Below are 23,018 nucleotides of genomic sequence, written 5' to 3'. Positions count from 1 at the left end.
GAGGACATTTTCATGAGAATCGCAGTATTGGGAGCAGGTTCACTCGGAACCATCGTCGGAGCATATCTTGCCCACGGGGGGATGGATGTAGAACTGATTGATTCATATAAAGAACACGTCGACAGGCTGAATGAAGAAGGGGCCAAAGTCATCGGTACGACGGAATTTCACGCCAGGGTCAAAGCCATCACCCCAGCGGAGAAAGCAGGGACCTATGATTTGGTCCTGCTTCTTACCAAACAATTGTATAATGAAGCGATTTTACAAGAGATTCTTCCTTTCTTACATGAGGGTAGTGTCGTATGTTCCCTGCAAAATGGAATACCGGAAGAAGTGGTCGGTTCCATTATCGGAAAAGAACGTGTGATTGCGGGTTCTGTTGAATTCGGTGCCACATTCATAGAGCCGGGTGTATCGAATCTTACAACTGAATTTAGCCAATTCAAACAGTATGCGTTTCAGATCGGCGAGTTGAACGGGGAAACAACTGACAGGATCCAGGAAATCAAATCCATCCTGGACCTTGTAGGAGGCACGCATATTTCCGATAATCTGGTGGGGACCAAATGGTCGAAGCTACTGATTAACAATGCTTTCAGTGGTTTATCTGCTGCGTTGAACGGTGAATACGGAGACGTCCTCGACGATGAAACGGGTATCACCAGTGCCGTCCATATCGCAGATGAAACCATCAAGGTTGGACATGCCAATGGTGTCCATTTTGCCAAAATGGGCGGATTTGACGTGGAATCCCTTGAGTTGGAAAGTGAACATGAGATCGAAGCCCGCATTCAAACACTGAGGGCCGTGATGGAGCCATCAAGATTGCTGCGCGCAAGCATGCTGCAGGATTTGGAGAAAAATAGAAAAACCGAAATTGATTATATCAATGGGGTTGTACCGAAACTGGGAGAAGGCAAGGGCATTTCGACTCCTTTCAATGAAATGGTCGTGAAACAGGTGAAGTTTGCCGAAGAAAGTCAAACGGTTCCGGACTTTGATGTGAATGTTCAGGCATTTAAAGAGCTGTTGGCACACTGATCCGTGCTTTTTTCATTACCGATGGCTCTCTATATGAAATAAAATCATGCAGAGGGGGAGAAGCACACGGGTGCCGCTCCCCTTTTTGGTATCAATGAATTCTTTCGATGAATGACGTCTAAAATCCATCTTTCTTCATTAGGTATGTAATAACACCCTATGAAAGGGGGAGAAGGATGGAAATTGACGGCGTATTTTCAGGAGGAGGCATAAAGGGGTTTGCCCTCATAGGAGCCTATCAGGCGGTGGAGGAAAAGGGTTATACATTCAAGCGGTTGGCAGGTACAAGTGCAGGTGCGATCATATCGGCCTTCATCGCAGCCGGTTATACGAGTAAAGAAATTGCGCAACTGATGGATGAAGTCGACGTAAAGACGTTCATGGATGCATCACCATTTTCCTTGCCGATCATCAAGTGGTTCATGGTCTATTTTCGTCTGGGGTTGTATAAAGGTAAAGCCTTAGAGGCGTGGATCGGGGAGAAGCTTAAGGCGAAGGGGGTCGAGACGTTTGCGGATCTGCCGCCACATTCCCTCAGGGTCATTGCATCGGATCTTTCCAACGGAAGGATGATCGTACTTCCTGATGATCTGGATGGCTACGGGATACCGAAGGAAACATTCCCGGTTGCAAGAGCGATCCGGATGAGTGCAAATCTCCCCTTTTTCTTTGAGCCGGTGAAGTTGAAATCCCTCGAGGGAACAAGCATCACCGTGGATGGTGGAGTCCTGAGCAACTTTCCTATGTGGCTGTTCGACAAAGAGACAAACAAATCAGAGAGACCTGTTCTTGGGGTGAAGCTGAGTCACGATCTGACTGATCAGCCTAAGAAAGTGATCAAAAATGCCATTGAGCTGTATCAGGCTTTATTCACAACCATGAGGGATGCCCATGACGCCCGCTATATCTCCCGGAAACACGAGCGGAATATCGTGTTCATCCCGACAGAAGGAGTCATGACCACCGATTTTGAGTTGGATGGGTCACGAAAGTCTGAGCTCATTGAGTTTGGAAGGGCCAGGACGGCTGAATTCCTGAAGTACTGGCATTAAAAAAAGAACAACCATTCCTCCTTTAAAAAGAGGCGCGGTTGTTCTTTTTGCTTTTTTTGCCTTCTATAACCGTCAGATTGGCGCTGGATTTCTTTCGCACCGGACGTTTCTTTGACACGTTTGAGACTTGAGGCTTACTGGCAGGCTTACGCTTATGCCTCTTTTTGGACATTTTGGCCGCTTTAACAAACGCTCTTTGCTCGTTGTTACTGCCTGTACGGCGACCGCTGAACCACTTGCGGTAAATGAAGTAGATGATACCGATCACGGCGGCAGTCACTAAGATCTGTCGCAAAAGACCCAGGGGATTGCCGATGAGAAGGGAACCAAGTCCCACCGCGGCGAGTATCATAAGGGAAAAGACGAATAGGTTACGAGCGTTCAACAAAGCCACCTCCTTACCATATATGCAGACTTTCATTCTATACGTATAGTTTAGACCGATTTAACATTTTTTAACCTACTATTTTTAAAAAACAAAGGTACGATGTTCCCGATCATTCGGGCGTATATCCATTTTACTAAAAAATGAAAGAAAGCACTAGAAAGAGCACCGATTTTCTCGCATGAGCCTTTTCGTTTCGGACATACTACGACGGAGGTGATACTAATGGCAGAAGAAAAAGGACAGCATGAAAAGGTTCAAGAAGGAAGTGCAGAGAGCAAAAAGGATCCTGGACTCGAGCAAAATCAGAGCGAAAAGCCCCTGTCTTTTGCGGCACTCGTCGTCATCACGGGATTCATGGGGGGCATATTCTGGAGCGCCATCGCATATCTGTGCTATTATTTCTCTTTTACGAAAATCGAACCGACCGTCATCTTTGAACCATGGGCGGCGGGGGACTGGGTCGACAAGTGGATCGGGATGGTCTTGGCCATCCTCGCATACGGAATCATTTCCATCGGGGTGGCTTTCGTTTACTATGCCATACTGAGAAAGTTCAAATCCATGTGGGTAGGTGCGGCATACGGGGTGGCTCTGTTCCTGTTATTCTTCCTCGTCCTGTACCCATTGTTCCCGAGCATCGGCTCACTGATGAAAATCGGTCTGGATACATTCGTGACCAGTCTGTGTCTCTATATCCTGTACGGCGTCTTTGTCGGTTATTCCATTTCGTATGAGGAAAATGAGCTGAGGGCGAAACACGGGAGTACAGACCAAGTTTCCCAGTGAGGGATCGTTATCAGACAATTTTGTAGGTATCAGCATAGCTTTATGATAGAATGTTCATGATGAACATTCTATTTTTTTAGGGGAATACATATGCAGAAAACGATCCTGATATTGAACGGACCGAATTTAAACAGGCTCGGAAAAAGGGAGCCCGGTATCTATGGTAGCGAGACCCTTGCCGACCTGGAAGAACGATTGGGCCACAAAGCAAGCGCCATGGGATATGCAATAGAAGCATACCAGTCCAATCATGAAGGGGAACTGATCGACTGGATCCATCGCGCTGAAGACGAAGGGGCAGCCGGAATCATCATGAACCCGGGTGCATTCACCCATTACAGCTACGCCATCCGTGATGCCGTGGCAGCGGTGGACATACCTTTCATTGAAGTGCATATTTCCAACATCCATGCACGGGAATCCTTCCGGCATACGTCCGTCATCGCTCCTGAAGCGTTGGGTCAGATCGCAGGTTTTGGTTTCCTAGGGTACGAAATGGCCATGGATGCATTGGACAATTATCGAATGGGGAGAGGGAAATAAACATGACAAAAATTGACCGTTTACGCGAATCTTTGAATGAACGAAACATTGATGCACTCTTGATTACAAGTGAATTCAATCGCCGCTATATGACCAACTTCACGGGATCCGCAGGTGTGGTGCTCATTTCAGCGGATAAGGCGCTATTCATCACGGACTTCCGCTATACCGAGCAGGCTGCGGAGCAGGCTATCGGATATGATATCATCCAGCATAAAGGTCCGATTCACGACGAGGTAGCCAAACAGGTCCAGGAACTTGGACTGAAGACGGTCGGCTTCGAGAAGGACTATATGACCTATGATGCATTCACCACCTATCAGGCTGCCCTGAGTGCCGAATTCGTCCCGGTGTCGGGTGTAGTGGAAAAATTACGCTTGATTAAGACTCCTGAAGAGATTAAGATAATTAAGTATGCTGCGGACATCGCCGAAGCTACATTCAAGCATATCCTGGATTACATCAGACCTGGTTTGACCGAGCTGGACGTTTCCAATGAAATGGAGTTCTTCATGCGGAAGCAAGGCGCGACCAGTTCTTCATTCGATACCATCGTCGCATCGGGACTCCGTTCTGCCATGCCTCACGGGGTGGCAAGCGAGAAAGTCATTGAAAAAGGGGATTTTGTAACCCTTGACTTTGGTGCATACTATAATGGATATGCTTCAGATATGACAAGGACCATTTCTGTCGGTGAGCCCAGCGAGAAGCTGAAGGAAATCTACGGCATCGTCCTGCAATCCCAATTGATGGCTGTCGAACAGATCAAACCCGGCATGACCGGTAAGGAAGCTGACGCCATCAGTCGAGACTACATAACCGAAAAAGGGTATGGGGACTGTTTCGGCCATTCACTAGGACACGGGATCGGACTTGAAGTCCACGAGGGTCCCGGGCTATCATTCAGATCGGAAACGACCCTTGAGCCGGGTATGATCGTCACGGTAGAACCTGGTATTTACGTACCGGGTGTCGGGGGCGTGCGGATCGAGGATGATCTGGTGATCACTGAGGATGGTAATGACAACCTCATGCATTCGTCGAAAGAATTGATCATCTTGCCATTCTGATGGCAGACAGGATTATTATATAGTAGGAGGAACATACATGATTTCAGTTAATGATTTTCGTACAGGACTAACCATCGAAGTAGACAACGGGATCTGGCGCGTGATGGATTTCCAACACGTTAAGCCTGGTAAGGGAGCGGCTTTCGTACGCTCCAAGCTACGTAACCTGCGTACAGGTGCGATCCAGGAGAAAACATTCCGTGCAGGTGAAAAAGTGGGCAAAGCCCAAATTGATAACCGCCGCATGCAATATCTTTATGCCAATGGGGATATGCACGTATTCATGGACAACGAGAGCTACGAGCAAATCGAACTTCCGGCTCCTTCCATCGAATATGAATTGAAATATCTTAAAGAAAACATGGAAGTTTCCATCATGATGTATCAAGGTGAAACGTTGGGCGTCGAGCTTCCGAACACGGTTGAGCTCGAAGTAACAGAAACAGAGCCTGGAATCAAAGGTGATACGGCTTCCGGCGGATCAAAACCTGCCAAAACGGAAACCGGACTTGTGGTGAACGTTCCTTTCTTCGTCAATGAAGGGGATAAATTGGTTGTAAACACAACGGATGGTTCATACGTATCACGCGCATAATCCAAACAGAAAGCCAAGCGGAAATTCCGCTTGGCTTTTTTTTATTTGCCGAAACGGTCCCTTTCTCCGCCCTGATACTCCCATTCCTGAACCTCTCCGAACAATCTGTCATAAACCGACCCTTGGCGAAATACATTGTATTATCAGGGAGCTTGTACATATCCCGTGATGGAATTTCGTTAGGAGGTAAAGTTCATGCAAGAGATCCTGGCCATGCTTCCCACCACTATATCCAGCCATATTCAGCTCCTGCCGCAACCATTGCTAGAATCCATTGAAGAGATAAGGGTAAGAACCCATAGAGAACTGGAAGTGACGTCGAGGGGAAAGCCCCATTTCCTCCCGTACACAGTCACCGCAGAAGATAGCGAAAACCTGATCAACAAACTGTCCAAGCACTCGTTTTATGCATTGGAAGAGGAGCTGAGACGAGGATATATCACCATTGAAGGAGGACACCGGGTCGGCCTTGCCGGTAAAGTCATCCTCGAAGGAGGAGTCGTGAAAGGCATACGGAATCTGTCCTCCTTCAACATCCGGGTCGCCCGTCAAAAGATCGGGATCGCCGAGCCCCTCATCCCCTACCTTTCTGGAAGAGGGTGGAAACATACGATGATCATCGGCCCTCCTCAGACCGGGAAAACCACGCTGCTGAGGGATATAGCACGCATGGTTTCAAGCGGGGTGCCTAGTGAACGGATCCCACCGGCGAAAGTGGGCATCGTGGATGAACGATCGGAGATTGCAGGGTGCGTGGAAGGCGTACCTCAGTTGTCATTCGGCCAGCGTATCGATGTACTGGATGCCTGTCCGAAAGCAGAAGGCATGATGATGCTTATCCGTTCCATGAGCCCCGATGTGCTTATCGTGGATGAAATCGGCCGTCAAGAAGACGGTACCGCCATTCAGGAGGCCGTCAATGCAGGGATCACCTTGATCACTACGGTCCACGGTGATTCCCTTGAAGAGGTAAAAAAGCGCCCGGTGATCAGGGATGTCATGGCCCTCCATACATTTGATCGATTCGTGGAGCTGAAAAAGGGGGGAGAGCCTGGTGTGATCCATCGTGTGCTCGATGCAGATGGCAAGCTGCTTTCACCATCAAGGCTCAGAGCTACATGATCAAAATCATCGGTGCGATCTTCATTCTCCTATCCACTTCGTGGGCAGGATTTGAGCTATCAAAAGTCCTGACGGAGCGTCCGAAACAATTACGCTCATTGAAGTCGGCACTTCAGTATCTTGAGGCTGAGATCACCTATAGCCATACCCCGCTTCATGAAGCGGCCAGGAAGATATCATCGCAGCTCACATCCCCTGTATCCCTGATCTTTGATTCTTTCTCAAGGAAGTTGACCAAGGAGGAAATATCCGTGCGGAGGGCTTGGGAGGAAAGCCTGGATGTAATATGGAAAATGACCGCCCTCAAGAAGGAGGATTACGAGATCCTCAAACAGTTTGGACAGACGCTCGGCCGTCATGACATTGTCACGGAACAAAAGCATATCAGGCTTGCCATGCTGCACTTGGAACGAGAAGAAGTAGAAGCGGCCGAGAAGCAGAAGAAGTATGAACGGATGACTAAGAGCCTCGGTTTCTTGACGGGGCTGCTTCTCATCATCCTTCTGCTGTGACGCGAAGGAGGAACGCAAGATGGGAATAGACGTGGATATCATTTTTAAAATTGCAGGGGTGGGGATCGTTGTTGCTTTCCTGCACACGATCCTTGATCAGATGGGAAAGAAGGAATATGCCCAGTGGGTGACGTTATTCGGCTTCATCTATATTCTGTTCATGGTGGCCTCCATCGTGGATGAATTATTCCAAAAGATCAAATCGGTCTTCTTGTATCAGGGATAGGAAAGGGGGGGACGACGATGGAGATCATCCAGATAGTCGGAATCGCACTTGTCTCGACCTTCCTGGCCTTGCTCATCAAGGAACAGAAGCCGAACTTTGCCTTCCTGCTCATCGTTTTTGTCGGCTGCTCGATCTTTCTGTTCCTCATTGATCAGATCTATGCCATCATTCACATGCTTGAGAAACTGGCAGCAAATGCAAACGTGAACCTTGTGTATGTCCAGACGATCCTGAAGATCATCGGAATCGCCTATATAGCTGAATTTGCAGCACATATCACGAGGGATGCAGGGGAGGGTGCCATCGCTGCCAAGGTGGAGCTTGCCGGGAAGATCCTCATCCTTGCCATGGCCATCCCGATATTGACGGTCATCATCGAGACAATCATCAATATGATCCCGTCCACTTGAACCGTTCCCGAGGGGGGAAATCATGAAAACCATCCAACGCACGCTAGTGCTCATCCTATTAATCATCTTCTTATTCCCTGCAACAGGACAGGCTGAAGGAAACGCGGAGGAGGATGCAAGCCTCCAGGATGAAATGATCAATGAGCAGATCGATCATCTCGGTATCGACGAGTTGAAAGGATATTGGACAAGCATCGTGGATGATTACGGGGGATTCCTGCCTGAAAGTCAGAAGGGCAGCCTCATCGACTTCATCAAAGGAGAGAAGGAGTTTTCGTTCAAAGCATGGTTCACTGGACTCCTGCATTTTGCATTCCAGGAGTTGATGATGAACGGCAAGCTTCTAGGGACGTTGATCCTCCTCACGATCTTCAGCATGTTCCTTCAGTCGCTACAGAATGCGTTTGAGGGTGGGAATGTCAGCAAGGTCGCCTATGGAATCGTCTTCATGGTCCTGATCATCATCGCCCTGAACAGCTTCCACGTGGCCATTGATTATACGTATGAGGCGATCACCACCATGGTCAACTTCATCATTGCCCTTATCCCGCTCCTGCTGGCATTGATTGCAGCATCAGGAGGCCTCATATCAGCCGCCTTCTTTCACCCGGTCATCATCTTCCTCATGAATACAAGCGGTATATTGATCAAGAATGTCGTTCTGCCCCTCTTATTCCTTTCCACGCTTCTGAGCATCGTGAGCACCCTATCGACCCACTATAAGGTCACGCAGCTCGCCCAGCTCCTCAGAACGTGGAGCATCGGGCTATTGGGCGCTTTCATGACCATTTTTCTGGGCGTGATCTCAGTCCAAGGGACCACTGCCGCCGTCTCGGATGGTGTGTCGATCAGGACGGCCAAATTCGTCACCGGGAATTTCGTACCCGTGATCGGCAGGATGTTCACCGATGCAACCGATACGGTCATCAGCGCTTCGGTCCTCCTTAAGAACACCGTGGGGATTGCAGGGGTGGCCATCATCTTACTGATTGCTGCCTTCCCGGCCATCAAGATCCTGATGATCGCGTTCATCTACAAACTGGCTGCCGCCCTCCTCCAGCCCCTTGGCGGGGGACCGGTGATCGAATGTCTCGATACCATATCAAAAAGCATTATTTATGTCTTTGCTGCCCTGGCCATCGTATCGTTCATGTTTTTCCTAAGCATCACGATCATCGTGGCTGCAGGGAACATTACCATGATGGTCCGGTAACGACATTCTAAAGGGGGGGATTCCCGATGTCATTTTTAACCGAATGGATCACGAACATCATCGTATTCATCCTGTTGGCGACGGTCATCGACATGCTCCTGCCAAGCTCGAACATGAAGAAGTATGCCAAAATCGTCACTGGCCTCATCCTGATCACCATCATCTTGACGCCACTTCTTAAATTGTTCACAACCGATTTTGACGCAGCCCTTGCGTCCATGGATTGGAAGCAATCAACCAGTCAATCTGTAGAAAATTCGATTGAATCGAAGAAAAAAGAAATACAAGCTTCACAGCGTGCATATATTTTAGAACAAATGGCTGTCCAAATGAAAAATGATGCTGAAAAGGAGATGATGGACCGGCATAACAAAGTCATTGACAGTGTGAGCATACAGGCCGAAGATCTGGACCGGTTACCAGAAAGCATCACGAGCGTCACGGTTCATCTGACGGAGGAAAAAGATGATTCGGTAGAGGCGGTACAGATGGTGGAAATCGATTCACAAGATCAGAAGGTAAGCCGGAAAGAAACAGAGGACAACTCAGGGATCGCCTCATTTCTAGCAGAAAAATGGAATCTAACCCAGGATCAACTAATCATTTCAGTCGAAGGGGGGAATTCATCCCGTGAATATCGATAAAGGACCGATTCAAGCATTGAAGGAATGGTTTTCAAAAGAAAGGCCAAACCCTCCGCCAGGTAAGAAAGGGAAGAAATATCAATACGTCCTGATCGTTTTGCTCCTCGGGGTAGCCTTTATGCTGATGAGTGATCTATGGGTACCAAAGAACGATGCCGTCGAAGTTTCCAGTAGTCCTGAAGAGGTACCGGCTTTTGGGTCTAAAGAATCCGATACGGAGCAGCTGATGAAAGAATATGAAGAACATTATAAGAATCAGCTCAAGGAAGCGCTCGATCAAATTGTCGGGGTGAGCGAAGCCCATGTCGTCGTCAACGTCGAAGCAACCGAGAGCAAGGTGTTCGAGAAAAATGCGACCCAATCCAACCAGAAGACCGATGAGGTAGACAAGCAAGGCGGGGAACGGTCCATCCAGGAAAGCAACAAGGAAGAGCAGATCGTGATCATCCGTGATGGAGAGAAAGAAGTTCCCATCATCAAAGAAACAAAAAAACCAAAAGTAAGCGGAGTCCTGGTGGTAGCCAAGGGAGCCGATAATATACAGCTGAAAAAATGGATCATCGAGGCAGTGACCCGCACGCTGGATGTACCAAGCCATCGGGTTTCGGTCCTACCGAAAAAATAAGGGGGAAACGATACATGTTATTGAAAAAGCAAACGGTATGGTTGTTGACAATGCTGAGCCTTGTGATTGTCCTATCTGTATACTACATCACTTCACCTACGCAGCAGGCTACGGATTTCGCTGCAGAAGATGCGAAAAAAGGGGCAAAGGACAAAGAAACATCGGGTGATGTGGAAGTGGTGACAGATGCTGCCGGCAATGAAATGTTCGAAGCGCTCCGCATCGAAGTGAATGAGAAGCGGGATCAGATGAGGGAAGAACTTGAAGCGAAGGTGGGAGATCCGGAAGTTTCAGCAGAAGATAAGAGTGCTGCCTATGAAGAGATGGAAAACCTGAAGGACTCGGCCATGACAGAAGAAGTCCTTGAAACGCTGATCAAAACGATGGGCTATAAGGATGCACTCGTGAGGGCATCAGCAGAGAATGTCCGTATTACGGTCAAGTCTGATAAAGAGCACAGCGCCACTGAGGCAAATGAAATCATCCGCCTCGTCAAAAGTGAAGTCGGTCAATTGAAGCCGGTTGCAGTAGAGTTCCAGCCGAATAATTGAGACCGGTCCACAGCCTGATTTCCCGGAAAAGGGGGTCAGGCTTTTTTTGTCCTCCATTTTTTCGGGTAACCATTTTATTTTTTTGTTGAAAAGGTCTAGAATAAGGGTAAGGGATAGGTAAGTCCCACCACATCAAGAATCATATGTTGAATTTAGACTAGATATTATCGTATGATATTAGTAGCTAGTCATAATTAGTTAACCATTAAGAGGGGTGTAAAGTTGTGTTAAAAATCCAAGAAATCCGGGAAATAATCAAATTGGTAGACCAATCAAGTGTGGATGAATTTACATACGAGCATGAAGGTTCCAAAATCAAGCTGAAGAAGAACGCTGTTCAACAAGTACAAGCCGTACAAGAGGTACGCGAACCGGCCGTTCAGGCCATCCAGCAGGCTCCGGCTGCAGCAGCACCTGCACCAAAGCAGGAAGCACCGGCAGCGGAGGCACCGGCAGATCAATCGAATCTTCATACCATCACGTCACCGATGGTGGGGACATTCTATCAATCCTCTTCACCAGAATCAGGTGCCTATGTGAAACTGGGCTCCAAAGTGGATGAGAATTCCGTTGTCTGCATCGTCGAAGCCATGAAGCTATTCAACGAAATCGAAGCCGAAGTAAAAGGGGAAATCGCCGAGATCCTAGTGAAGGATGGTCAACTGGTCGAATACGGTCAGCCATTGTTCTTGGTGAAACCTGAATAAGGAGCGAATGGACTCATGATTAAGAAAGTATTAGTTGCCAATCGGGGAGAAATCGCCGTCCGTATCATCCGGGCTTGCCGGGATATGGACATCGAAAGCGTAGCCGTCTACTCCGAAGCAGATAAAGAAGCACTACACGTACAGCTGGCCGATGAAGCATATTGTATCGGTCCTAAGACGTCGAAAGACAGCTACCTGAATTTCACGAACATCATCTCTGTTGCGAAGCTCACAGGCTGTGATGCAATCCATCCAGGCTATGGCTTCCTTGCGGAGAACTCTGATTTCGCGGAACTATGCCGCGAATGCCACATCACATTCATCGGCCCATCACCTGAAGCCATTTCGAAAATGGGTACGAAGGATGTGGCGCGTGAAACGATGCGCGAAGCAGGTGTACCTGTCGTTCCCGGCTCCAAAGGGATCGTCAAGGATGCAGAAGAAGCAGTTGCACTTGCTGAATCCATGGGATATCCTGTCATCATCAAGGCAACTGCCGGTGGTGGGGGTAAAGGGATCCGTGTTGCGAAGACCGAAGAAGAACTCGTGAAGGGTGTCAACATCACCCAGCAGGAAGCAATGACGGCATTCGGGAACCCGGGTGTCTATATCGAGAAATTCATCGAGGATTTCCGTCACGTCGAGATCCAGGTCATGGCAGACAATTTCGGGAACGTCATCCACCTCGGGGAGCGTGACTGCACGATCCAACGTCGTCTTCAAAAGCTCCTTGAAGAAAGCCCGTCACCTGCCTTGAACGAAGAAGTTCGGGAAAGAATGGGGGATGCTGCTGTAAAAGCAGCAGAAGCGGTTGATTATACAGGTGCCGGCACGGTAGAATTTATCTATGATTACAATCAGCAATCCTTCTATTTCATGGAGATGAATACCCGTATCCAAGTCGAACATCCCGTGACGGAGCAAGTCACTGGTGTCGACCTCATCAAGGAACAGATCCGTGTGGCTTCAGGGGAGAAACTTTCCCTTACACAAGAAGATGTGACCTTCAACGGGTGGGCGATCGAGTGCCGCATCAATGCGGAAAATCCTGAAAAGAACTTCATGCCCTCTGCGGGAAGGATCGAAATGTATCTGCCTCCAGGCGGTGTAGGTGTAAGGGTCGATTCTGCTGCATATCCTGGTTATATGATCCCGCCTTACTACGACAGCATGATCGCGAAGGTCATTTCTTTCGGGGCTACGAGGGAAGAAGCCATTTCAAGGATGAAGCGTGCACTGAATGAGTTCGTTGTCGAAGGAGTTCACACAACCATCGGATTCCACTTGAAACTGTTGGAACATGAAACCTTTGTAGGTGGAGATTTCAATACGAAATTCCTAGAGAAATATGAAATTATGAAATCCTAGAGAAATCCAAGGAGGGACCACGAATGGCGGAAAATCAAAATCTTTTACAGATGTCTCACGGTAAAGACGGACTTGGGAAGATCGAAATCGCTCCGGAAGTGATCGAGGTCATTGCAGGCATCGCAGCCTCTGAAGTGGAAGGCGTATCACAGATGCGCGGAAACTTTGCATCAGGTGTCGTTGAACGCCTAGGTAAGAAAAATCATGGTAAAGGTGTCAAAGTGGAACTTGCTGAAGATGGTATCCTGATCGATGTATACTGCATCATGCAGTTCGGTGTTTCCATCCCGACTGTCGCTCAAAAGATCCAGGACAACATCCGTCAGGCACTCTTGAACATGACCGCCCTCGAGGCGGAAGAAGTCAACGTGCATATTGTCGGCGTACAGTTTGAAAACCAAAGGATCGAACCTGAGATTGAAGAAGAAATGTAATAGGGAAGGGCAGCCTGTCTTGGGCTGCCCTTTTTGTTTACATATGGAAGATTCGAAATCTCACCTTATCCATGACAGTTTAGAAGTCCCACCCTGCTTTTATGGTAAAGAGTGCTGGCCCATGAAAACGAATACTCGTAATATAGAAAAGAATGAGAGCAAGGTTTCGGCAAGTATCGAATTCTGCAGCTGGAATATACGGAATATTCATATTTTGATACAGCTTTTCTTCAAGGAGGATGGACGATTTGAGCAATGATAATGAGCGAAATATCCCGGTGTGGGCATATGAAACAATAGAAATTGAGGATCCAGACCCCGATTGGATGGATCAAGGTATTCGAGAGCGTAAGGAACTGCTCCAAATACTCTCTGCGTGGGGAGTCAGGGAAGTAGAACATATTGGAAGCACCGCAATTCCTGATCTGCCTGCTAAGCCAATTATTGATTTCATGGCATCCATTTCATCATTCGAAGACATCGACGGCGTAGTGGGTAACTTGTCATTATACGATTGGCATTATGTCCCCCCGGAATTAGACAAACACCATTGGAGAAGATTTTTTGTGAAAGTGGAGAATGATAAACGGGTAGCTCATTTACATCTCATGCAAGAAGGAGAAGAGCGGTGGGGTGAACAACTGAGATTTCGAAATCGATTGCGAGCGGATGGACATCTTGCGGATCAATATGCTGCACTTAAAAGGCGGATCGCACAAAAGTTTGATCATGACCGCGAAAAATATACAGAAGCAAAAACAACATTCATCAATAAGGTGCTGCGTCAATAACCGAAACAGTGCTTTAAAGGGATACACAAAAGGAATGCACTAATGCAGGAGTTCCATTCATTTTCATAGAAAAATGAGCAATATGGTTTAGCTCAGTCTTGTTTTTAGAATATTGATTTTTTTAGTTACGCGTGCGTATTGGTGCTGGTTTGTGCTATTATCAAAGGTATGTAAATTGAGTTTGGATTAAAAGGAGTCATAATCATGAAAAGAAGAGTTGCCCGTGAAAAGGCATTGCAGGCGTTATTTCAAATAGATATGAGCGGTATCGAGCCGGAGGAGGCTCTTTCGAATGTGCTTGAAGAACATAAGATGGATGATTACCTACAGCAGCTTGTGCTTGGGTTCGTTGAACACCAGGATTCCATTGACGCAATTATAAAAGGGAATCTTGAAAAATGGTCATTCGATCGTTTGGCTAAGGTTGATCGTAATATTTTGCGTATCGGTACCTATGAACTTCTTCATGTAGAAGACGTACCAGGAAAAGTTGCCATCAACGAAGCCGTCGAGATTGCCAAGATCTTTGGGGACGAGCAGTCCAGTAAATTCGTCAATGGAGTGCTATCAAAAGTAAAGCAAGATTGATCTAGAAAGGGGTTGGGCGGATGTCGACCAGGATCATAGATGGTACGAAGATCTCACATGAGTGGCGCTTGGAATTGAAGATCCGTGTGGGGGAACTGAAACAATCCGGTATCATTCCAGGACTTTCCATCATCCTCGTCGGTGACAATCCTGCATCCAGGTCTTATGTCAGGTTGAAGGAAAAGGCATGTGCCGATGTCGGTATCCATTCCGAACTCCACCACTTTCAGTCGGCCAATGAAGAACAACTAGTTGGACTCATTGATCAGCTGAACGATTCCGCCCATATTCAGGGTATCCTCGTTCAGCTACCCCTTCCCGGCCATATCGATCCCGCCAATGTCTTGGGAGCGGTATCCCCGACAAAGGATATTGATGGACTTCACCCCCTCTCCATCGGAAGATTGGCAACCGCCCAGGAAACCTTCCACCCTTGTGCCCCCCTCGCCATCGCCAATATGCTCCAGCATGAGAACATCCCCATCGCAGGTCGTCATGTGGTGATCATCGGTAAGAGCAATCTGATCGGGAAACCATTGGGAACGATGCTTTTGAACCGTGGAGCAACCGTCACACAATGCCATTCGGACACCGAGGATCTCTTTTCCCTCACCAGGCAGGCCGATATCCTCATCTCCGCCGCAGGAAAGCCCGGGTTCATCGGTAGAGAAGCCATCAAACCTGGAGCTTTGGTCATCGATGCCGGTATGAACAGGGGAGAAGATGGAGGGGTATGCGGCGACGTCACTGCCGATGACGTGATGGGCCGGGCTGGCTTACTTACACCGGTACCCGGTGGAATCGGCCCCATGACGATTACCATGATGCTTCATAATACAGTGAAGTCTGCCATGCGCATGTTTTGAATCGTAAAAATGAGTGAAACATAGTACAATGGATACCAATGGAAGGGACAGCGGATGCGTCCCTTTCTTTTGATTGAGCATCTGCTCATTCAGACGCCCAGTACATGCAAAAAAGGAGTCAGGACTCACATGGAGATGGAACAAGCTACCTACTTAACCGTACAAGCTCTGACGAAATACATAAAACGGAAATTCGACCGTGATCCCCACTTGAACGGTGTTTACGTCAAAGGGGAAATCTCGAACTTTAAAAGGCATTCCAGTGGTCATATGTACTTTACATTGAAAGATGAGAAAGCCCGTATCCTGGCCGTGATGTTTTCAAGCCAGAATCAATCACTGAAGTTCAGGCCGGAAAACGGGATGAATGTCCTGATCCGCGGAGATCTTTCCGTGTACGAGGCAGGCGGGCAATATCAAATCTATGTGAAGGATATGCAACCGGACGGAATCGGTGCCCTTTATCTGGCGTATGAACAGCTCAAAGAAAAGCTGAAAGGGTCCGGATATTTCGACGAGTCCAGGAAAAAGAAAATCCCTTCCTTCCCTACTAAGATTGCTGTCGTCACGTCCCCGACAGGAGCGGCTATCAGGGATATCATCACCACCATCAAAAGGAGGTACCCCATCGGGGAAGTCCTCGTATACCCTGCACTGGTGCAGGGGGAAAAAGCGCCTGCTTCCGTTGCGGAGGCCATCCATAAAGTCAATGAAGACCCAACGATTGATGTGTTGATCATCGGCAGGGGTGGCGGATCCATCGAAGAGCTATGGGCATTCAATGAAGAGATCGTTGCAGATGCCATAGCAGGCTCGATGATCCCCATCATTTCAGCAGTCGGGCATGAAACAGACTTTACCATTGCAGACTTCGTTGCCGATCTCAGGGCACCGACCCCGACTGCTGCCGGGGAGCTTGCCGTCCCCCACATTGATGACCTCCTAGAACGGGTCATGAATCGTAAACTACGGCTAATCAAAGCATTTAAAAACAGGCTCAACCACGATCGTCAACGGTTGGAAACCCTAAGAAGGTCCTATTCGTTACGGAATCCGCATCTTGTTTACCAACAGAAGATGGAGCAGCTCGATCGGCTGAATGAAAAAATGGACAGGGCAGCAACCTCCCGTCTGAAAGAGCGGCAGGATCATACTGCTCAACTTACCGAAAGGATGCGGCGTCTGCACCCCGATCGCATGATCAAACTTCAGGGGGAACGACTCCAATCGATGCAGAACCGGCTTGAAAAGCAATATGCCTCTGGACTCAAGGAAAAGCGCCAGCAATTCGTATCGATCCTTTCGACGATGGAGGCACTGAGTCCGTTGAAGGTCATGGAGCGTGGATACAGCTTGTCCTACAATGAAGATGACAGTTTGATCACCTCGGTTGCACAGGTGCAAAAAGGGCAGTCCCTGACCGTCCGGGTAAAGGATGGTCAAATCCATTGTAAGGCAGATTCTATTGAGGAGCGTGAGACACATGCCGAAAGCAAAGAAAAATGAACCGACGTTTGAAGAGGCGATTGCACAGCTTGAAGAAATCGTAGAAAAGCTTGAAGAAGGGGAGGTCCCTTTGGAGCAGGCCATCGATTACTACCAGAAGGGGATGAACCTTTCTAAGTATTGCCATGATACACTTCAGCAAGCGGAGAATAAGCTGACGAAGATGATGACGGATGAAGGGGAGCAAACCATCGACCTCCCGGAGGAGGAATGATCATGTCGTTCAATGATTTTCAAACCACCTATCTTTCCGAAGTGACCAACCATATGATCGGGAAGGTGAAAGCTTTGGACCTTCCCGATCACCTCAAGGAATCGATGATCTATTCCTTGCAGGCGGGTGGGAAGAGACTTCGCCCCCTCATGGTGCTGGCCACCATGCAATCCTTCGGACGGGATCCGAAAGCAGGGATGGCGGCTGCTTCCGCCCTTGAAATGATCCATACATATTCCCTCATCCATGATGATCTGCCCGCCATGGATGATGATGATTTGAGGAGAGGCAACCCAACCAATCATAAAGTGTTCGGCGAAGCAATGGCCATCCTTGCAGGGGACGGACTGCTCACATTCAGCTTCCAACTGCTTGCAGAAGATGAGCATCTCCCGGACGAGAAAAAGGTTGAACTCATCGCCTTGCTCGCCCGATGTGCAGGGCCAGAGGGGATGGTCGGAGGTCAAGTTGCTGATATTGAAGGGGAAAATGGAGAGTTGACCGTTGAAGAACTGCAGTCGATCCATGTGCGTAAAACGGGGAAACTATTGATGTTTTCCGTCATGGCAGGGGCCATCATGTCTGATGCTTCTCCAGAGGAGCTCGCTTCCTTAGAGGAGTTTGCCTATCATGTCGGTCTTGCCTTCCAGATCCAAGACGATATCCTGGATATCGAGGGTTCGGAAGAATTGATCGGAAAGCCTGTGGGAAGCGATGAATCCAAACATAAGAGCACGTATCCGAAGCTTTTGACCATGTCGGGTGCCAAGGAAAAACTGGCCTATCATTTGAACGGGGCCCTTGACTCCTTGAAAAGGGTGGATAGGGATACAGACCTTCTTGAAGAAATCGCCAACCTCATTGCTGTGCGCAACCACTGACAGCTGCTGTTTGAGGACATTACCCTTTTATGGTATAATCCACTCAGGAAAGCCATTACACCGGACGTTGAGAAGCAGCGTAAAGTCCGGTTCATAGTGAACAATACAATCCATTGAATGATCAGCATGGCCGTTATCACATTCGTGTTAGCGGCTATTTTTACACGCGGGGACAAGTACTTTCCCTTAGAAAAGTCAAAGCACTTGGAAAATGGCCTGTGATTGCGTATTCTAGGGAATATACAATCATTTTGTCGAATACGGCGAGGGTCATATCACAGTGAAAACCATACAAAATGCAAAAACGTCAATGAAATAAACTAACTAGTGATGAAAGTGAGTGGACCATATGGATTTATTATCGATTAAAGATCCCTCTTTCTTAAAGGATATGTCCAATGAACAACTGGAGGGACTGAGCCAAGATATCCGTGATTTCCTGATTGGGAATCTCTCCAAAAGCGGCGGTCATATCGGGCCGAATCTCGGGGTGGTCGAATTGACTGTAGCCCTTCATAAGCATTTCGACAGTCCCAAGGACAAGATATTATGGGATGTGGGCCATCAGTCTTATGTACACAAGATCCTGACGGGGCGCGCAGGTCAGTTTGATACCCTTAGACAATATAAGGGACTATGCGGATTCCCCAAACGGAATGAAAGCGAGCATGACGTATGGGAGACAGGACATAGCTCCACATCCCTTTCCGCTGCCATGGGGATGGCCATCGCAAGGGATGTGAAAAAAGAAGATTCCTATATCATTCCCGTCATCGGGGACGGTGCGCTGACCGGAGGGATGGCTCTTGAAGCACTCAACCACATCGGCCATGAAAAGAAGGACATGATCGTCGTATTGAATGATAATGAAATGTCCATCGCACCGAATGTCGGTGCCCTGCACAATATCCTTGGCCGTCTTCGCACGGCGAATAAGTATAACTGGGTGAAAGATGAGTTGGAGTATATCCTGAAGCGAATACCGGCAGTCGGAGGGAAGCTTGCCAGTACAGCTGAACGGGTGAAGGACAGCTTGAAATATCTGTTCGTCTCCGGGATGTTCTTTGAAGAGCTGGGCTTCACCTATCTTGGCCCGATTGATGGACACGATTATGAAAACTTACAGGAAAACATCCAGTATGCGAAAAAAACAAAGGGTCCGGTCCTTCTCCACGTTCTCACGAAGAAGGGGAAGGGATTCCAGCCTGCCGAAAAAGACACACTCGGTACATGGCATGGAACCGGCCCGTATAAAATCGATACAGGTGACCTGATCAAACCGGTGGGCGCTCCTCCATCATGGAGCAGCCTTGTCAGTGAAACGGTCAGGAGGTTGGCACGTGAAGATGAGCGTATCGTGGCCATCACTCCTGCCATGCCAGTCGGCTCAAGCCTTCTCGGATTTGCGGAGGAATTCCCCGACAGGATGTTCGACGTCGGGATTGCCGAACAGCATGCGGCGACGGTTGCGGCAGGTCTTGCCACCCAGGATATGAAACCGTTCCTTGCGATTTATTCGACATTCCTACAGCGAGCATATGACCAGGTGGTTCACGATATTTGCAGGCAGAACCTCAACGTGTTCATCGGAATCGACCGGGCTGGACTTGTCGGTGCTGATGGCGAAACCCATCAAGGGGTGTTCGATATTGCCTTCCTGCGCCATCTGCCGAATATGGTCCTTATGATGCCAAAAGACGAAAATGAAGGCCAGCATATGGTCAATACGGCCCTTTCCTATAACGACGGTCCAATCGCTCTCCGTTTCCCCCGTGGAAATGGTTACGGCGTGAAGATGGACGAAGGATTAAAGACCATTCCGATCGGAACGTGGGAAATCCTCAAGGACGGGACCGACGCAGTCATCCTGACGTTCGGTACAACGATTCCCATGGCTATGGAAGCGGCAGGGGACCTCGAGAAGCAAGGGGTATCAGTACGGGTCGTGAATGCGCGGTTCATCAAGCCGATGGATGAGGCGATGCTTTCTTCCATTCTTTCCGAGGAAATACCAGTATTGACTATCGAAGAAGCAGTCCTTCAGGGTGGCTTCGGAAGCGGGGTCCTTGAGTTTGCTCAGGAAAAAGGCTATCATGACGCCGTTATCGATCGAATCGGAATCCCTGATTACTTCGTGGAGCATGGAAGTGTCAAAGAACTGCTCAATGAGATCGGTATGACTAAGGAAAACGTCATCGATCGGATCTTGACGATTACACCAAAAAAACAAAAAAGGGCTTGAACATGAAAGTGAAAAAACAGCGATTAGATATACTTCTTGTAGAACAAGGTCTTTTCGAAACACGTGAAAAGGCAAAAAGGGCCGTCATGGCCGGTCTTGTGTACTCAAACGAAATGAGACTGGATAAACCGGGGGAGAAGATAAGCGAAGATTCACCCCTGACGGTCAAAGGAAAAGTGATGCCTTATGTCAGCAGGGGGGGCTTGAAGCTTGAAAAGGCCCTCAAAGAATTCGATATCACCACAGAAAATAAAGTTCTTCTCGATATCGGAGCTTCGACGGGTGGATTTACCGACTGTGCCCTTCAGAACGGCGCGAAAATGAGCTATGCCCTTGATGTAGGCTACAATCAGCTTGCCTGGAAGCTAAGGAAGGATGAGCGTGTGGTTGTCATGGAGCGGACGAATTTCCGCTATGTGAAGCCGGAAGACCTGGAAGGTGAAATGCCAAATCTTTCCTCCATCGACGTCTCCTTCATCTCGCTCTCCCTGATCCTCCCTGTTTTAAAGACGCTCTTGGTACAAGGGGGCGACTGCATTGCCCTCATCAAACCACAGTTCGAAGCGGGCAGGGAGCAGGTCGGGAAAAAAGGCATCGTACGGGATCCTTCCGTCCATAAGGCAGTAATCCAAAAAATCATAGACCTCTCACTGAATGAGGGCTATGATATCGAAGGCCTCTCATACTCGCCGATCACAGGTGGTGACGGGAATATCGAATTCCTTATTCACCTTAAGTGGCAGGGAAAGGAAGAGGGTGTGTCTCATTTATCGGTAACGCCGGAAGATGTAATCAAAGAAGCACACACTCAATTCAAATCTGCTCAGAAGAATGAAGAGTAACCATAAGAAAGCGTGGGACCGATAGGTCCCACGCTTTCTTTGTGGTAAAAGACTATAAGAATCCACGTGTTAATGTGAGGTTTCTATTTTTTCTTTCGTTGTTTCTTCAGGTGTTTCATCATCAGAGTCAATCATGGCTTTCGGTAGACCTGTATACTTAGCCCAGAAGAATATGGCGAGTGAGACGATGGCTATCAGGATCAGGTCGGCTGGATTGTCCAGGTACCCTTTTCCGCCGCCAAATGAACCGAAGTACGAGATGATGAGCATGCTGATATAATATCCAACGAGCCACCAGGCTGATTTGAGCTGCTGCGGAAGCTTCACTTTGTCTGTCGGTACATATTTCTTGAATATGAAGTAGACGACGAACATAAGCAACTGAGAGCCCAGCAACCATGAAATGGTCTTCCAACCAGACCAGTAGACAATGTATGAAGCAAAGATAAAGGAAATAGGTGCGATGATGTTCATTCCTTTAAGTTTGAATGGCTTCTCCAGGTCCTTTGCATTGACCGAGAAGGTGGCCGATGAAATAGGTGCAATGGCATAAGAAAGGATCAGTGCCACCGAACAGACGTTAACCAGTGCATTCCAAGAAGGGAATGGCAGTGTCCAGAAGATCGACAGTCCCAATGATAACCACAGGGAGGAGCGGGGAATTCCCGTTACTTTATCCACTTTGGAGAATGTCTTGAATAGCGTACCGTTTCGTGACCAGGCGTACACAAGGCGAGCCGTCGTATTCATGAAAATGTTTCCGTTCCCTCCAGGGGACAGGATGGCATCGAATACCACAAGGGCAGATAACCAACCAAGCCCCAAGACAATCGCGATATCTCCGAATGGAAGGGAGAATTCTTCTTGGATTCCGGCCCAACCTACATTGCTGATGGTATCAGTCGGGATAGCTCCGATGAACAATACTTGCAGTGCCGTATAGATCAGAGCTGCAAGGATGATGCAGAGGACAAGGGCGATCGGAATATTACGTTGAGGGTTTTTGACCTCACTGGCAACCGATACGATGGGATGAAGCCCGAGATAGGCGAACATGACCCCGCCCGTTGCGATGGCTCCTTGGATACCATCAAAGCCGAATGGTGCAAAAGCTTCAACAGAGAAGTTCGCTGATTTAAAATGGAACGACAATACCACGATGATTGTGATTGGTACAACGTATTTGAAAATGGAAATGATGATGTTGGATTTGGCAAAAGCCTTTACGCTCCAAAAATTGAGTAGGAAAAAGGCGATTAGCAAGCCGAGTTGGAGCAGCCATCCTCCGATTGTTGGTGATTCAGACCCCGCTTTCGTCAATCCAGGAATCCAATAAGCAAGATACTGCCGTACAGCTGTCACTTCAATTGAAATCAAACTGGTGTAAGCAACGATCGTGATGAATGAAATCATGTATCCGACAAGTGGTCCGTGTGAATATACCGGATACCGGATGATTCCCCCCGTACGAGGGAGTGCCGCACCCAGTTCAGCATACACAAGACCGATTAATAGGATGATGACGCCTCCGATAATCCAGGAGAAACTCCCGGCTGGACCCGCCTGGGATGCGACGTTACTGACGGCGAATAGCCATGCAGATCCGAAGATCGCCCCGAGACCTATTAATGTGAGGTCCAATAGTGATATCGTCTTTTTGAATTTTCCTTGACTCATAAGTGTAATGTTCCTCCTTCTGTTTAACCCGAACCTAACTTCTTTTTTCTACTCCATCCCCCTGTCTTTTTGTATTTTGCGTTCTAAGCAACGATTCATGTCAGGCTTTCAAATGATGCACAAT

The 23,018-nt window shown here is 48.2% G+C and carries 27 protein-coding genes; 25 read left to right on the top strand and 2 right to left on the bottom strand.

Going from position 1 to position 23,018, the window contains the following annotated elements; all coding sequences use genetic code 11:
* Positions 1–12: 12 nt before the first annotated feature.
* Both K6T23_RS14180 and K6T23_RS14175 read left to right on the top strand, forming a co-directional pair.
* The gene (locus tag K6T23_RS14180) at positions 13–1,041 is read left to right on the top strand and encodes a ketopantoate reductase family protein (protein WP_238281454.1); all 1,029 of its coding nucleotides are present in this window, start codon (positions 13–15) and stop codon (positions 1,039–1,041) included.
* A gap of 176 nt (positions 1,042–1,217) precedes the next feature.
* On the top strand, positions 1,218–2,093 hold the full coding sequence (locus K6T23_RS14175) for a patatin-like phospholipase family protein (RefSeq protein WP_238281452.1): 876 nt from the start codon (positions 1,218–1,220) through the stop codon (positions 2,091–2,093).
* Between the two features lie 22 nt (positions 2,094–2,115).
* Here K6T23_RS14175 and K6T23_RS14170 read toward each other — a convergent pair whose 3' ends face one another.
* Positions 2,116–2,478 (bottom strand): SA1362 family protein, encoded by a 363-nt coding sequence (locus tag K6T23_RS14170; protein ID WP_053426611.1) that lies wholly within the window; start codon positions 2,476–2,478, stop codon positions 2,116–2,118.
* A 225-nt stretch (positions 2,479–2,703) separates the two neighbouring features.
* Here K6T23_RS14170 and K6T23_RS14165 point away from each other — a divergent pair, with 225 nt between their 5' ends.
* The 23 genes from K6T23_RS14165 (at position 2,704) to K6T23_RS14055 (ending at position 21,217) form a co-directional block, all read left to right on the top strand.
* The gene (locus tag K6T23_RS14165) at positions 2,704–3,267 is read left to right on the top strand and encodes a YqhR family membrane protein (protein WP_238281450.1); all 564 of its coding nucleotides are present in this window, start codon (positions 2,704–2,706) and stop codon (positions 3,265–3,267) included.
* Between the two features lie 90 nt (positions 3,268–3,357).
* Positions 3,358–3,810 carry a type II 3-dehydroquinate dehydratase gene (gene aroQ, locus K6T23_RS14160; RefSeq protein ID WP_238281448.1) on the top strand — a complete coding sequence of 151 codons (453 nt, stop codon included), beginning with the start codon at positions 3,358–3,360 and terminating at the stop codon, positions 3,808–3,810.
* Positions 3,811–3,812: 2 nt separating this feature from the next.
* On the top strand, positions 3,813–4,880 hold the full coding sequence (locus K6T23_RS14155) for a M24 family metallopeptidase (RefSeq protein WP_079516360.1): 1,068 nt from the start codon (positions 3,813–3,815) through the stop codon (positions 4,878–4,880).
* A 37-nt stretch (positions 4,881–4,917) separates the two neighbouring features.
* The gene (gene efp / locus K6T23_RS14150) at positions 4,918–5,475 is read left to right on the top strand and encodes an elongation factor P (RefSeq protein ID WP_048006044.1); all 558 of its coding nucleotides are present in this window, start codon (positions 4,918–4,920) and stop codon (positions 5,473–5,475) included.
* A 195-nt stretch (positions 5,476–5,670) separates the two neighbouring features.
* A complete protein-coding gene (gene spoIIIAA, locus K6T23_RS14145; protein ID WP_056535440.1) occupies positions 5,671–6,597 on the top strand; it encodes a stage III sporulation protein AA in 927 nt (308 codons plus the stop codon).
* Positions 6,594–7,109, top strand: a complete 516-nt coding sequence (gene spoIIIAB, locus K6T23_RS14140; RefSeq protein ID WP_053426616.1) for a stage III sporulation protein SpoIIIAB — start codon at positions 6,594–6,596, stop codon at positions 7,107–7,109. The genes spoIIIAA and spoIIIAB overlap by 4 nt, the downstream gene beginning before the upstream one ends.
* A gap of 19 nt (positions 7,110–7,128) precedes the next feature.
* Entirely contained in the window at positions 7,129–7,335 is a 207-nt protein-coding gene (gene spoIIIAC / locus K6T23_RS14135; protein ID WP_048006041.1) for a stage III sporulation protein AC, read from the top strand.
* Between the two features lie 17 nt (positions 7,336–7,352).
* Complete coding sequence (gene spoIIIAD / locus K6T23_RS14130) at positions 7,353–7,745, top strand: stage III sporulation protein AD (protein ID WP_222115395.1); 393 nt, start codon at positions 7,353–7,355, stop codon at positions 7,743–7,745.
* A 22-nt stretch (positions 7,746–7,767) separates the two neighbouring features.
* Positions 7,768–8,958, top strand: a complete 1,191-nt coding sequence (spoIIIAE, locus tag K6T23_RS14125) for a stage III sporulation protein AE (RefSeq protein WP_056535447.1) — start codon at positions 7,768–7,770, stop codon at positions 8,956–8,958.
* 26 nt (positions 8,959–8,984) lie between these two features.
* A complete protein-coding gene (gene spoIIIAF, locus K6T23_RS14120; protein WP_238281446.1) occupies positions 8,985–9,602 on the top strand; it encodes a stage III sporulation protein AF in 618 nt (205 codons plus the stop codon).
* On the top strand, positions 9,589–10,227 hold the full coding sequence (gene spoIIIAG / locus K6T23_RS14115) for a stage III sporulation protein AG (protein WP_238281444.1): 639 nt from the start codon (positions 9,589–9,591) through the stop codon (positions 10,225–10,227). Before spoIIIAF ends, spoIIIAG begins: the two co-directional genes overlap by 14 nt.
* A 14-nt stretch (positions 10,228–10,241) precedes the next feature.
* A complete protein-coding gene (locus K6T23_RS14110; RefSeq protein WP_056535451.1) occupies positions 10,242–10,778 on the top strand; it encodes a SpoIIIAH-like family protein in 537 nt (178 codons plus the stop codon).
* 224 nt (positions 10,779–11,002) lie between these two features.
* Entirely contained in the window at positions 11,003–11,485 is a 483-nt protein-coding gene (gene accB / locus K6T23_RS14105; protein WP_048014022.1) for an acetyl-CoA carboxylase biotin carboxyl carrier protein, read from the top strand.
* A 15-nt stretch (positions 11,486–11,500) separates the two neighbouring features.
* Positions 11,501–12,853, top strand: a complete 1,353-nt coding sequence (gene accC / locus K6T23_RS14100; protein ID WP_048014023.1) for an acetyl-CoA carboxylase biotin carboxylase subunit — start codon at positions 11,501–11,503, stop codon at positions 12,851–12,853.
* Between the two features lie 23 nt (positions 12,854–12,876).
* Positions 12,877–13,287, top strand: a complete 411-nt coding sequence (locus tag K6T23_RS14095) for an Asp23/Gls24 family envelope stress response protein (RefSeq protein WP_053426620.1) — start codon at positions 12,877–12,879, stop codon at positions 13,285–13,287.
* A 248-nt stretch (positions 13,288–13,535) separates the two neighbouring features.
* Positions 13,536–14,078 carry a GrpB family protein gene (locus K6T23_RS14090; protein ID WP_420493474.1) on the top strand — a complete coding sequence of 181 codons (543 nt, stop codon included), beginning with the start codon at positions 13,536–13,538 and terminating at the stop codon, positions 14,076–14,078.
* Positions 14,079–14,282: 204 nt separating this feature from the next.
* Positions 14,283–14,666, top strand: coding sequence for a transcription antitermination factor NusB (nusB, locus tag K6T23_RS14085; RefSeq protein ID WP_056535453.1), 384 nt, complete (start codon positions 14,283–14,285; stop codon positions 14,664–14,666).
* A gap of 20 nt (positions 14,667–14,686) precedes the next feature.
* Positions 14,687–15,532, top strand: a complete 846-nt coding sequence (locus K6T23_RS14080; RefSeq protein ID WP_238281441.1) for a bifunctional 5,10-methylenetetrahydrofolate dehydrogenase/5,10-methenyltetrahydrofolate cyclohydrolase — start codon at positions 14,687–14,689, stop codon at positions 15,530–15,532.
* A gap of 135 nt (positions 15,533–15,667) precedes the next feature.
* Positions 15,668–17,038: an exodeoxyribonuclease VII large subunit gene (gene xseA / locus K6T23_RS14075; RefSeq protein WP_238284441.1), complete on the top strand. Its 1,371-nt coding sequence runs from the start codon at positions 15,668–15,670 to the stop codon at positions 17,036–17,038.
* On the top strand, positions 17,016–17,252 hold the full coding sequence (locus K6T23_RS14070; RefSeq protein ID WP_048006030.1) for an exodeoxyribonuclease VII small subunit: 237 nt from the start codon (positions 17,016–17,018) through the stop codon (positions 17,250–17,252). Before xseA ends, K6T23_RS14070 begins: the two co-directional genes overlap by 23 nt.
* Positions 17,249–18,133, top strand: a complete 885-nt coding sequence (locus K6T23_RS14065) for a polyprenyl synthetase family protein (RefSeq protein WP_056535460.1) — start codon at positions 17,249–17,251, stop codon at positions 18,131–18,133. Before K6T23_RS14070 ends, K6T23_RS14065 begins: the two co-directional genes overlap by 4 nt.
* A 349-nt stretch (positions 18,134–18,482) precedes the next feature.
* Positions 18,483–20,375: a 1-deoxy-D-xylulose-5-phosphate synthase gene (gene dxs / locus K6T23_RS14060; protein ID WP_238281439.1), complete on the top strand. Its 1,893-nt coding sequence runs from the start codon at positions 18,483–18,485 to the stop codon at positions 20,373–20,375.
* A 2-nt stretch (positions 20,376–20,377) separates the two neighbouring features.
* A complete protein-coding gene (locus K6T23_RS14055; protein ID WP_238281437.1) occupies positions 20,378–21,217 on the top strand; it encodes a TlyA family RNA methyltransferase in 840 nt (279 codons plus the stop codon).
* A 69-nt stretch (positions 21,218–21,286) separates the two neighbouring features.
* Here the strand turns inward: K6T23_RS14055 and K6T23_RS14050 are convergent, their stop codons facing one another.
* Entirely contained in the window at positions 21,287–22,894 is a 1,608-nt protein-coding gene (locus K6T23_RS14050; protein WP_053426627.1) for an APC family permease, read from the bottom strand.
* Positions 22,895–23,018: the final 124 nt, after the last annotated feature.

It is taken from the genome of Rossellomorea marisflavi (genome assembly GCF_022170785.1).
GTDB classification, from domain to species: Bacteria; Bacillota; Bacilli; order Bacillales; family Bacillaceae_B; genus Rossellomorea; species Rossellomorea marisflavi_B.
This window is presented reverse-complemented; position numbering and strand designations above follow the sequence as displayed.

Excerpts from the sequence above, each read along its gene's own strand:
- K6T23_RS14110 (WP_056535451.1), top strand. The coding sequence starts at position 10,242 with ATGTTATTGAAAAAGCAAACGGTATGGTTGTTGACAATGCTGAGCCTT.
- K6T23_RS14175 (WP_238281452.1), top strand. The coding sequence starts at position 1,218 with ATGGAAATTGACGGCGTATTTTCAGGAGGAGGCATAAAGGGGTTTGCC.
- spoIIIAE (WP_056535447.1), top strand. The coding sequence starts at position 7,768 with ATGAAAACCATCCAACGCACGCTAGTGCTCATCCTATTAATCATCTTC.
- K6T23_RS14095 (WP_053426620.1), top strand. The coding sequence starts at position 12,877 with ATGGCGGAAAATCAAAATCTTTTACAGATGTCTCACGGTAAAGACGGA.
- K6T23_RS14155 (WP_079516360.1), top strand. The coding sequence starts at position 3,813 with ATGACAAAAATTGACCGTTTACGCGAATCTTTGAATGAACGAAACATT.
- accC (WP_048014023.1), top strand. The coding sequence starts at position 11,501 with ATGATTAAGAAAGTATTAGTTGCCAATCGGGGAGAAATCGCCGTCCGT.
- spoIIIAB (WP_053426616.1), top strand. The coding sequence starts at position 6,594 with ATGATCAAAATCATCGGTGCGATCTTCATTCTCCTATCCACTTCGTGG.
- K6T23_RS14065 (WP_056535460.1), top strand. The coding sequence starts at position 17,249 with ATGATCATGTCGTTCAATGATTTTCAAACCACCTATCTTTCCGAAGTG.
- spoIIIAC (WP_048006041.1), top strand. The coding sequence starts at position 7,129 with ATGGGAATAGACGTGGATATCATTTTTAAAATTGCAGGGGTGGGGATC.
- spoIIIAA (WP_056535440.1), top strand. The coding sequence starts at position 5,671 with ATGCAAGAGATCCTGGCCATGCTTCCCACCACTATATCCAGCCATATT.
- K6T23_RS14050 (WP_053426627.1), bottom strand. The coding sequence starts at position 22,894 with ATGAGTCAAGGAAAATTCAAAAAGACGATATCACTATTGGACCTCACA.
- K6T23_RS14180 (WP_238281454.1), top strand. The coding sequence starts at position 13 with ATGAGAATCGCAGTATTGGGAGCAGGTTCACTCGGAACCATCGTCGGA.
- nusB (WP_056535453.1), top strand. The coding sequence starts at position 14,283 with ATGAAAAGAAGAGTTGCCCGTGAAAAGGCATTGCAGGCGTTATTTCAA.
- efp (WP_048006044.1), top strand. The coding sequence starts at position 4,918 with ATGATTTCAGTTAATGATTTTCGTACAGGACTAACCATCGAAGTAGAC.
- K6T23_RS14080 (WP_238281441.1), top strand. The coding sequence starts at position 14,687 with ATGTCGACCAGGATCATAGATGGTACGAAGATCTCACATGAGTGGCGC.
- K6T23_RS14070 (WP_048006030.1), top strand. The coding sequence starts at position 17,016 with ATGCCGAAAGCAAAGAAAAATGAACCGACGTTTGAAGAGGCGATTGCA.
- dxs (WP_238281439.1), top strand. The coding sequence starts at position 18,483 with ATGGATTTATTATCGATTAAAGATCCCTCTTTCTTAAAGGATATGTCC.
- xseA (WP_238284441.1), top strand. The coding sequence starts at position 15,668 with ATGGAACAAGCTACCTACTTAACCGTACAAGCTCTGACGAAATACATA.
- spoIIIAF (WP_238281446.1), top strand. The coding sequence starts at position 8,985 with ATGTCATTTTTAACCGAATGGATCACGAACATCATCGTATTCATCCTG.
- K6T23_RS14165 (WP_238281450.1), top strand. The coding sequence starts at position 2,704 with ATGGCAGAAGAAAAAGGACAGCATGAAAAGGTTCAAGAAGGAAGTGCA.
- spoIIIAD (WP_222115395.1), top strand. The coding sequence starts at position 7,353 with ATGGAGATCATCCAGATAGTCGGAATCGCACTTGTCTCGACCTTCCTG.
- aroQ (WP_238281448.1), top strand. The coding sequence starts at position 3,358 with ATGCAGAAAACGATCCTGATATTGAACGGACCGAATTTAAACAGGCTC.
- K6T23_RS14055 (WP_238281437.1), top strand. The coding sequence starts at position 20,378 with ATGAAAGTGAAAAAACAGCGATTAGATATACTTCTTGTAGAACAAGGT.